7 protein-coding genes and 2 pseudogenes are annotated in these 9,198 nt (G+C 72.0%); 2 read left to right on the top strand and 7 right to left on the bottom strand.

The genetic code is table 11. The features are described 5' to 3' along the window. Positions 1 to 309, bottom strand: a pseudogene (locus EHS43_RS28500) (hypothetical protein); the annotation flags it as partial. Then, positions 293 to 1,027 carry a hypothetical protein gene (locus EHS43_RS28495; RefSeq protein WP_260470749.1) on the bottom strand — a complete coding sequence of 245 codons (735 nt, stop codon included), beginning with the start codon at positions 1,025 to 1,027 and terminating at the stop codon, positions 293 to 295. The gene EHS43_RS28495 and the pseudogene EHS43_RS28500, both read right to left, overlap by 17 nt. Before the next feature lie 112 nt (positions 1,028 to 1,139). Here EHS43_RS28495 and EHS43_RS28490 point away from each other — a divergent pair, with 112 nt between their 5' ends. Together EHS43_RS28490 and EHS43_RS28485 are read left to right on the top strand one after the other, a co-directional pair. Continuing rightward, positions 1,140 to 1,904, top strand: a complete 765-nt coding sequence (locus tag EHS43_RS28490) for a response regulator transcription factor (RefSeq protein WP_125193601.1) — start codon at positions 1,140 to 1,142, stop codon at positions 1,902 to 1,904. Further along, complete coding sequence (locus tag EHS43_RS28485) at positions 1,894 to 3,768, top strand: cell wall metabolism sensor histidine kinase WalK (protein WP_125193600.1); 1,875 nt, start codon at positions 1,894 to 1,896, stop codon at positions 3,766 to 3,768. Before EHS43_RS28490 ends, EHS43_RS28485 begins: the two co-directional genes overlap by 11 nt. 101 nt (positions 3,769 to 3,869) lie before the next feature. On the opposite strand, the gene EHS43_RS48100 is transcribed toward EHS43_RS28485, so the two are convergent. The 5 genes and pseudogenes from EHS43_RS48100 to EHS43_RS28465 all read right to left on the bottom strand — a co-directional run. After that, positions 3,870 to 4,256, bottom strand: a complete 387-nt coding sequence (locus EHS43_RS48100) for a ricin-type beta-trefoil lectin domain protein (RefSeq protein ID WP_369009059.1) — start codon at positions 4,254 to 4,256, stop codon at positions 3,870 to 3,872. Between the two features lie 18 nt (positions 4,257 to 4,274). After that, positions 4,275 to 5,396: pseudogene (locus EHS43_RS28480) on the bottom strand (alginate lyase family protein); the annotation flags it as partial. Positions 5,397 to 5,540: 144 nt separating this feature from the next. Further along, positions 5,541 to 6,686: a chitinase gene (locus tag EHS43_RS28475; protein ID WP_125193599.1), complete on the bottom strand. Its 1,146-nt coding sequence runs from the start codon at positions 6,684 to 6,686 to the stop codon at positions 5,541 to 5,543. 140 nt (positions 6,687 to 6,826) lie between these two features. Further along, complete coding sequence (locus EHS43_RS28470) at positions 6,827 to 7,012, bottom strand: hypothetical protein (RefSeq protein ID WP_125193598.1); 186 nt, start codon at positions 7,010 to 7,012, stop codon at positions 6,827 to 6,829. 141 nt (positions 7,013 to 7,153) lie between these two features. Further along, a partial coding sequence (locus EHS43_RS28465; RefSeq protein ID WP_148104106.1) for a tetratricopeptide repeat protein occupies positions 7,154 to 9,198 on the bottom strand: 2,045 nt, incomplete at its 5' end.

Raw genomic sequence — 9,198 nt, 5'->3', positions numbered from 1 at the left:
GTGGGCGTCCCCGTGATGCTTCAGCGCCATCCCGCCGTAGGCTCCGCCCACGACGGCGGCGCAGACCGCTATGGCGATCGCGATCCGCCGCCGGGTGCGGGTGCGGGTGCGGGCTCGGCCGTCCTTGCGGGTGCCGCCGTCACCGCTGTCGCCGATGGTGCCGCCGGGGTCGTCCCGGCCGGGGCCGCCGTGGCCGACGTCCTCCCCACCGGTGTCCGCAAGGCCGACGCCCTCCGGACCGGTGATCTCCCGGCCGGCGCCCTCCTGGCCCATGGCACGCGCCGCGCGTCGGCTACTTGTCGTGGCCACCGAAGGCCTCCAGGCGGCAGTCGTTGTCGAGCTTGTCGGTGTAGGGGCCGGAGCCGTCGGTGGGGTAGTCGTCGTCGTACGTCCAGCCGTCGGGACTGCCGTCGGCGGCGAAGACCTCGTGGACCTTCACCCCCTTGTCCCGCAGGCAGCCCACGTAGTGGCGGTAGTCGTCCGCGTAGTGCGGATTGGTCTCGGGGCGCTCCTCGACCGGCTGCAGCGGCATCTTGTACAGGCACGCGCGGTACTGCGCCTTGTACTGGTCCTCGACCTTCTGGTCCTGGACCGGCGGTGCCTGGTCGCCCGCCTTCTCGACCCGCTCCTGGTTCATGGGGACGCCGTGGGCCTGGAGGCACGCCCAGTAGGAGTTCCAGAGCCGGTTGACCTCCTCCGTGGAGCTGTCCAGGCGCAGCACGGGCCGCTTGGCCTCGGCGGCGGCGTCGGCAGCGGCGGAGGAGGACCGCGGGCTCGCGATCTTGCTCCCGCCCTCCCCGGCGGCGTCCGGGGACGAGCTCTCCAGGGAGGCGACCTGGCCGTTCGACGACTCCTTGCCGGTGTCCGTGCCGCTGGTGCAGGAGGTGAGGGCGAGGCCCGCCGTCAGGAGTGCGGCGCCCAGCACGGTGGCACGGGCGAGGCGTCCGGCCCGCGGGGCGGGCAGCGGGCTGTCGGCGGCCTCGGGTGAAGGGCCGTGCGGAAGGAGTTGACCGTTCTCGTGGTTCATGGCCCGGAGCCTGTCGGGCGAATGTCAGCAACCGGTCAGGAGGTGATGTTGCTGCTGTGGTCCTGCTTCCGTGACCGTCCGGGCGCACCGGGCGCGTTCCTACACTCCTCCTATGTGTGCGCATGTGGTCGTAGCCGAGGACGACGTCAAACAGGCCGAGTTGATCCGCCGTTACCTGGAGCACGAGAGTCATGGGGTGACCGTCGTGGGGAACGGCCGTGCCGCACTGGAGGAGATCCGGCGTCAACTGCCCGATCTGCTGGTGCTCGACGTGATGATGCCGGGCCTTGACGGGCTCGGGGTCTGCCGGGCCGTTCGCTCGGAGGCCGCGCTGGAGGCGCTGCCGGTCCTGATGCTGACCGCCCGGGCCACGGAGGACGATCTGCTGCTGGGGCTGGACCTCGGGGCGGACGACTACCTCACCAAGCCCTTCAGCCCGCGTGAACTGATGGCCCGCGTACGGTCGTTGCTGCGGCGCAGCACCCGTCTCCGGCAGACGCCGCCCACCGCGGCGGGCGGAGCACCGGGCGGCGGGCTCCTGACGGCCGGTGCGGTGACCGTCGACCCGGCGCGACACGAGGTGCGGGTCGGGGGAGCGGACGTGGTGTGCACACCGGGCGAGTTCGTGCTGCTCGAACTCCTCGCCGGCAGCCCGGGGCAGGTGTTCAGCAGATCGCAGATCCTGGAACGGCTGCACGGCTTCGACCGTTACGTCACCACGCGGACGGTCGACGTGCACGTGATGAACCTGCGCAAGAAGATCGAGGACGACCCGCGCCGGCCCTCTCGTCTGGTGACCGTCTACGGCGTGGGGTACAAGCTCGCCGACGGCATACCCCCTTCCCTTTCCGCCGAGGGCCGGCGCGATGGGGCGTGAGACCGCCGCGGGACCGGGAGCCGAGGTACCGGGGGCCGCGGTACCGGCCCGGCGCAGTCTGCTGCTGCGGCTGCTCGCTCTGGCGGTCGCGGTCTCGGTGTGCTCGATCACGGCCACCGCCTGGGTGGTGGTGCGCTCGACGGCGGTTGCGATCCGGCAGGAGCAGGGGCAGGCTCTCTCCGAGGACGCCAGAACCTATGACGCGCTGGTCGGCTACGCGGCGGACCACCGCAGCTGGGACGGTGTGACGGCGACGGTGGCCGCACTCAGCCGCTCGACGGGACACCGCATCGTCCTGCGGGACGGCGAGCGGACCCTCGCGGACTCCGCCCCGCTGCCCAGCACCCCCTTCGTGCCGCCGCGCGACCCGACGGCGGTCATCGACCCCCTCGCCGTCGACCCGCAGCTGCTGCCCGCCGGCGCGCGCGAGGGAGGCGTCGACGCCCGGGTGGTGGGCCCGTACCGATTGTCGGCGGCGGAGCGCTCCCGGTTGCGGACCACGGCTCAGCAGGTGGTGGAGTGCCTTCGGGAGCACCCGCAGGTCACGGCCCGAGCCGTCGTGGGCGCGGGCGGACGGCCCGTCCTGGAGACCTCGGCCGCCGCAGCCGCCGCCAACCGGTGCGGGGCGGCGGTCCTGAACGCGACCATGCCCTCCGAGCAGCGGGCACTGGACGCCCTCGGCGCCCTGGTGACGGACTGTCTGGCACGGCGCGGGTTCGCCGGCGTGACCGTGCTCCTCGACGGGTCCTGGAAGCCGGCCGGGGCCGTGTCCCGGACGTCCGCCGCGCCCGCGCCCGACAAGGACGTGCGGGACTGCGTCGCCGGTAGCCGCGTGGAGCAACTGCGGCCCTACGTCGCCCCCGTCGCCCAGCTCTACGTCAGCGGCCCGGCCGACCGCACGGCGAGTACCTTCCTCGACCTCTCGGCGTCCAACAAGCTGCGGATCGCCTGGGGAGCGGCGCTGGTGCTGCTGGTGACGGTGACGGTCACGGCGCTCGCGGGTGTCAGGCTCGTGCGGCCGTTGCGCAGGCTCACCGCGGCCGCGCAGCGCATGGAGGCCGGGGACGTCTCGGCGCGGGTGGAGGTGACCGGCCGGGACGAGATCGCCCGGCTGTCGGCCGCTTTCAACTCCATGTCGCGGCGGCGTGAACAGCTGGAGACGGCCCGCAAGGCGATGGTGAGCGACGTGGCGCACGAGCTGCGGACCCCGCTGAGCAACATCCGCGGCTGGCTGGAGGCGGTCGAGGACGGCATCGTCTCGGCGGACGAGAAGGTGGTGGCGTCGGTGCTGGAGGAAGCACTGCTGCTCCAGCACCTCGTCGACGACCTGCGGGACCTGTCCGCGGCCGAGGCGGGCGAGCTGCGGCTCACCAAGGCGCCCCTCACGGTGGCCGACGTGCTGTCCCAGGCGGCCGAGGCGCACCGCCCCGACGCCCGGGCCTCGGGGGTACGGGTGCTGGTGGCCGCCGACCCGCGCTGCACGGTCGTCGCGGACCCGGTCCGGTTGCGGCAGGCGGTCGGCAACCTGGTGTCGAACGCGGTGCGGCACACCGCAGAGGGCGGGACGGTGCGGCTGAGCGCGGCCGTCGAGCAGGCCGACTCGGGGCTCGCCGGGCCGGAGCGGGTGCGCATCGAGGTCTGCGACACGGGCTCCGGGATCGCGCCGGAGGACCTTCCCCATGTCTTCGACCGCTTCTGGCGTGCGGAGAAGTCCCGTTCACGCCGGAGCGGGGGCAGCGGCCTCGGTCTGGCGATCGTGCGGCAGCTGGTCGAGGCACACGGCGGCACGGTCGAAGCGCACAGCACGGTGGGGGTCGGCTCCACGTTCGTGCTGCGGTTCCCGCGGGAGTCAGCGGCCTCGTAGTGCGTGACGGCGCCCTGTTCCGGGCCGCCGCTGCGGGCGGTACGGAACAGGGCGCCGTTGGTGACCGGTCAGGGGCCGGCGGACGGGAGCCGCGGGGTCCGTCAGACCGGCAGGTGGAACTGCTGGTTGGTGGTGCCCGTGCAGGACCAGATCTGCAGACGGGCGTTGTTCTCGGTGGACATCTCGGTGACGTCCAGGCACTTGCCCGACGCCGGGTTCACCAGGGTGTCGCCGTTGCCGCGCTGCCAGACCTGGGCGGCGGTGTTGTTGCAGTGGAAGAGCTGGACCTTGGTCCCGTCCGCGGTGCCCGCGGAGGCGACGTCGAGGCACTTGCCGAGCGCGCGCAGGGTGCCGTCGCCGCCCACGGTCCACTGCTGGGCGGCGGTGCCGTTGCAGTCGTACATCTGGACCGCGGTGTTGTCCGCGCTGGCGGCCTTGTCGACGTCCACGCACTTGCCGCCGAGACCGGTGACGGGCCCGCTGGGCAACTGGGTGTCGGGGCGTACCGGGTTGTCGGCGTTGGTGAGCGTCTCCCAGGCCACGAACAGGTAGTTGGTGCCGGCCGGCCTGCTGCCCTCGGTCAGCGCCTGGGTGTTGGCCATGGCGATTCCCTGTCTGGTGTGCAGGGCGTTGAACCCGGTCTCGGTGACCGGGCCGAGGCCGCGCTTGAGCGGACCGTTGCCGCACAGGTTCGCCGGTTCCGCGGCCGCGCGGAGCTCCTGGGTGGACTGCCACCCCAGAGCCTGCCGGAGCCGCTCACCCACCTGCGGATACAGGTCCGTACCCTGCATGAGCGCTGTCTCCGCGATGTGCGACATCGAGGCGATGCTGTAGCCGGTGTGCACGAAGTCCCGGCAGGTCTCCTGCGTCATCCCGGTGATGTACCGGTTCGCCGACTCCCAGTTGAAGCCGCCGTCGGGGCTGCGGTGCGGGGTCGGTCCGTCGGACGCGAGGTAGACGAAGGCGGGGACGCGTTCCAGGTACTGGTTGACGGCCTTGTCGAAGGTGACCGGGTCGTTGGTGAAGACGGCGATCCCGATCGAGGCCTCCGCCTCGGTGAGGTCCCAGTTGCTCGTCCGGTCGTCGCCGTTGACGACGACGGGCAGGTAGACCGAGCGCAGCATGGTCGAAAAGCGCCCGGCGTTGGGCCAGTTGACGTACTGGTACTTGATGAGTTCGGCCGCCTTGACCCAGGACGCGGCCGACCAGGCCGTCTGGATTCCCGTGTTGGCGCCCGTGTGGCTCGTGATCGTGGACGACCAGGCGTCCATGATCTGGATCGCCTTCTGGGCGTAGCGCTCGTCTCCGCTGATGGCCCAGGCCAGTGCGTCGGTGTACGCGGCGATGGCGTCCTGCCGTTCGTCGGTGCAGCCGTTGTTGGGATTGCTGGACTGGCCGCAGTTGACGACCGGCCGGGGCGCCGGCACCCGCGAGAGCGAGGCCAGCGGATCGCCGACCATGTCGTCGTAGGCGGCTTTCCAAGGAGCCGCGCCCTGTTGGACCTTGGTCCGCACGAACTCCAGTTGTGTCGAGGTGATGTTGACCCCGGGGTGCGCGAAGGTCTGCGGCGCGAACCGCGCGGCGACCTGCTGGGCGGCCAGGGGTGCTCGCCCGCTGGGTTCCGGCATGCTGGGCGCCGCCGCCGCGATGGTCGTCGATGTGGCCGAGAGGGACAGCAGTCCTGACGCCGTCGCCAGGGCGAGGCGTCTCAGCAGGGTGCTCATGTGAGGGGGTTCCCGTCTGTCGAGGTCGTGAGGGGGGACGGAGCGACCTCAGCAATAGAGGTTGGCGCCCGGCGCGACTCCGAGGATCCCGGTGAACTTCTGGTAAGCGCTCACCCTGCTCTGCACCTGTCCGGGGTTCTTGCCGTCGCATTCGAGGGAGCCGTTGATGGCACGGATGGTCTGCCCGAAGCCCGCCTGGTTCACCATCGCGTTGTGGGGGGTCATCGTGCCGGCGCCGGTCGAGGTGTTCCAGAACCACAGGCCGGTGCGCCAGGCCACGGCGGCGTCGGTCTCGACCAGCCGGGGGTTGTGGAGCAGGTCGATCCCGAGGGCGTCGCCCGCCGCCTTGTAGTTGAAGTTCCAGCTGAGCTGGATGGGACCGCGCCCGTAGTAGGCGGACTGGCCGGCCGGGCAGCCGTACGACTGGCTGAGGTCGCAGTAGTGCGGGTAGTTGGCGGTGTTCTGCTCCACGACGTACACCAGGTGGCCGGTCTCGTGGTCGACGTTGGCGAGGAAGGCCGCGGCCTCCTGCTTGCGGACCGTGTCACTGCCGGTCTTCGCGAACCCCGGGTAGGAGCTCAGTGCCTGCACCAGGCCGCTGTAGGTGTAGAAGCTGTTCCGGTTCGGGAACATCTGGTTGAACTGCGCCTCGCTGACCACGAAGCCGGAGGGGTTGGTACCGCCCCCGCTCGCGGGCGCCGTCCACTTCTGGTTGGGGTTGCCGGTGCAGGTCCAGATCTGCAGCCGGGTGGCGTTGGTGGAGTCGTTGCCGCGGACGTCCAGGCACTTGTCGGCCGCGGGGTTGACGATGTCGCGCGCCGCGGTGACCACCCACTGCTGGTTGGCGCCGCCCGTGCAGTCCCACAACTGGACGGAGGTACCGTCGGCCGTGCCGTGCTCCACGACGTCGAGGCACTTGCCGAGGGCGCGCAGGGTGCCGTCGCCGGGATTCGACCAGACCTGGGCGTTGGTCCCGTTGCAGTCGTAGAGCTGCACGGCGGTTCCGTTGGCGCTGCTCGCCCCGGCGACGTCGACACACTTGCCGGCCAGCCCGGTGATCCGTCCGTCGGCCGCGGAGGCGGTCGGCACCGTCACGAACAGGGCGATGACCAGTGCGGTGAGCAGGGTGAGCACCGTGGTGGTACTCAACGGGGCGCGCCTTTCGGGCAGCCGCCCGAGAAGGGAAACGGGCATGGGTACCTACTCCTTCGAGTCGTCTCATGTCGGTGGGCGTGCGCGGGTGGACGTACGGTGCGGTGACGAGGGGAGGCCGGGGCCGGCCGGTGTGCGTCGGGCCCGCAGATCCTGTCCACGGCACGGCACGGCCCGGGCTGTCAGACGCCGACGGCCATGACGTCCGGTCGCGTGCCGTCGGTGTCCCGTACCGTGATCGCCGGGAGCACGAACGGCTTGTTGTCGTTCCCGATGCCGCAGTACGCGCCGCCGCCCCCGTCCAGCAGCCGGTCTGCTCGCCTCCGAAGGTCTTCGTGCCCGATCGGCGGTGCGGTCGACTCACTCATGTGCGTCTCCCTCAGGGGTCGGTGAGGCGGAGAGCGCTGTTCGTCTCCCGCTGCACCGACTCAACCGGCAGGGTGTTCATGGCCTGTAGACAGAAGCGGTACGGAGTGTTGACGTCCGCTTCGGGCCGGGTCGGCCTCGCCTCACCTCGGATCGGCGAGGCGGCGGAGTCTGGCCCGCAGTTGCTCGGCGTCGGCGTGGGCGAGCCGCTCCAGGATGTCCAGCGCCTCGGCCCACGCGGCGCGGGCCGCGTCCGGGCGGCCCAGGCTCAGGTGGCTGTCCCCGAGCCGCATGAGGGTGCCCGAGACGAACCAGCGGAGGTCGTCGTGGTCGCGGTAGAGAGCGAGGGCGTGGTGGAAGCTCGTGACGGCCTCCTCGTACTCCCCGAGGTGGTGGTGCGCGTGGCCGATGCTGTCCCGGGTGTGCGCCGCGAGGACGTCGTCCCCGAGCTGCTCGTGCAGGGCAAGGGCCTGTGCGCAGTGGTCGAGGCCCTCCCGGTGGCGGCCGAGCAGGATGTGGCACCAGCCGGTCGCGTTGAGCGCGGAGGCCGTGGCCGTCCGCACGCGGTCGCTGTCCGGATCCGGGCCGCCGTGGGCACGCAGGAGCGCCAGCGCCCGCTGCGCGGCACCGAGCGCGGCGTGGGCGTCTCCCTGCTGCTCCGTCACCCAGGCCAGAGAGCGACAGCTCTCGGCACAGGCCTCCAAGTCCGCCGACTCCGCGTGGAGTTCGATGGCGCGCTCGACATGGGCCCGCGCCTCGTCGAAGCGGCCCGTACTCGTCGTGGCGGTGCCGAGACCGAGGTGGGCGTAGGCCTCGGCGGTCCGGTCACCGAGCCGCAGCGCCGCGTCCATGGCGAGGCGGTGCACGGCCTCTTCCTCCCGCCACAGACCCTGCATGTGCAGATGGTGGGCCATGGTTCGTGCGAGTTGCCAGGTGTGGACGTCGTACCCGTGGGCGGCCGCCTGCTCGACGGCCGCGAGCAGCACCGCCTGTTCGGCGGCGAACCAGGCCCTCGCGTTCTCGGCGTCCGATCCGAACTCCTCGGGGTGCACTCCCTCGGCCGGGTGGGCGAGGGAAATCAGCGCGCGTCCACGGCCGGTCAACGCGACCGCCTGATGGGCGGTGTGGAGGTAGTGGTCGAGCATCCGGTGCCGGGCCGCCCGCACCTGCTGGGGCGGATCTACGGTCTCGGTCAGCTCGGTGGCATAGGCGCGAAGCAGGTCGTGGGAGGCATAGCGGCCCGGAGCGGTCTCGTCCACGAGATGGGCCCGGACGAGTTCGGACAGCAGCTGCCGGGTGCGCGGACGGGCCACGCCGGCCAGGCCGGCCGCGGCGGGCAGCGAGATGTCGGGGCCGGGGTGCAGGGCGAGCAGCCGGAACAGGCGGGCGGCTTCCGGGGAGAGGGTGCGGTACGACCAGGAGAAGACGGCACGTACATCGGCTGAGGTGTCGCCGTCGTGGAAGGCGTCGAGGCCACCGACGGAACCGCGCAGCTCGGTGGCGATCGCCGACAGCGAGAAGGCGGACCGGGTCGCCGCGCGGGCCGCGGTGATGGCCAGGGCCAGCGGCAGCCGTGCGCACCGGGCGACGATCTCCTCCACCGCGTCCGGTTCGGCCGCGACCCGTTCCGGCCCGAGACGCCGGGCGAGCAGCGCGCGGGCCTCCGGCGGGGAGAGCACGTCGAGGTGCAGGGGGTGAGCCCCGTCCACGGCTACCAGTCCGGCGAGGCGGTCGCGGCTGGTGACGACGACCAGGCAGCCGGGTTCACCGGGCAGCAGGGGCCGTACCTGGGCGGCGTCGTGGGCGTTGTCCAGAAGCACCAGTACGCGTCTGCCGGTGAGCAGGGTGCGGTACCGGGCCGCGAGCGCGTCGACGTCCTGCGGCAGCCGGTGCGGGTCGGCGCCCAGCGACTCCAGCAGGGTGCGCAGGGCGTGCGCGGGCGGCACCGGCGAACCCGCCGGGTCGAAGCCCCGCAGGTTCAGGTACAGCTGGCCGTCCGGGAAGCGGTCGGCGACCCGGCGTGCCCAGTGCACCGCGAAGGTCGTCTTGCCGACGCCCGCCATGCCCGCGATGGCGGTGATCACTACCGTGCCGCCCGAGGGCAGTCCGGCCATCGCGGCCAGTTCGGCGTCACGGCCGACGAACACCGCGAGGTCGGCGGGCAGTTGACTCGGGGGCTGTATGGGAG

The organism is Streptomyces sp. RP5T, assembly GCF_003933965.1.
GTDB lineage: Bacteria > Actinomycetota > Actinomycetes > Streptomycetales > Streptomycetaceae > Streptomyces.
Note: the sequence above shows the minus strand (reverse complement) of the source record. Positions and strands in the feature narration are given on the sequence as shown.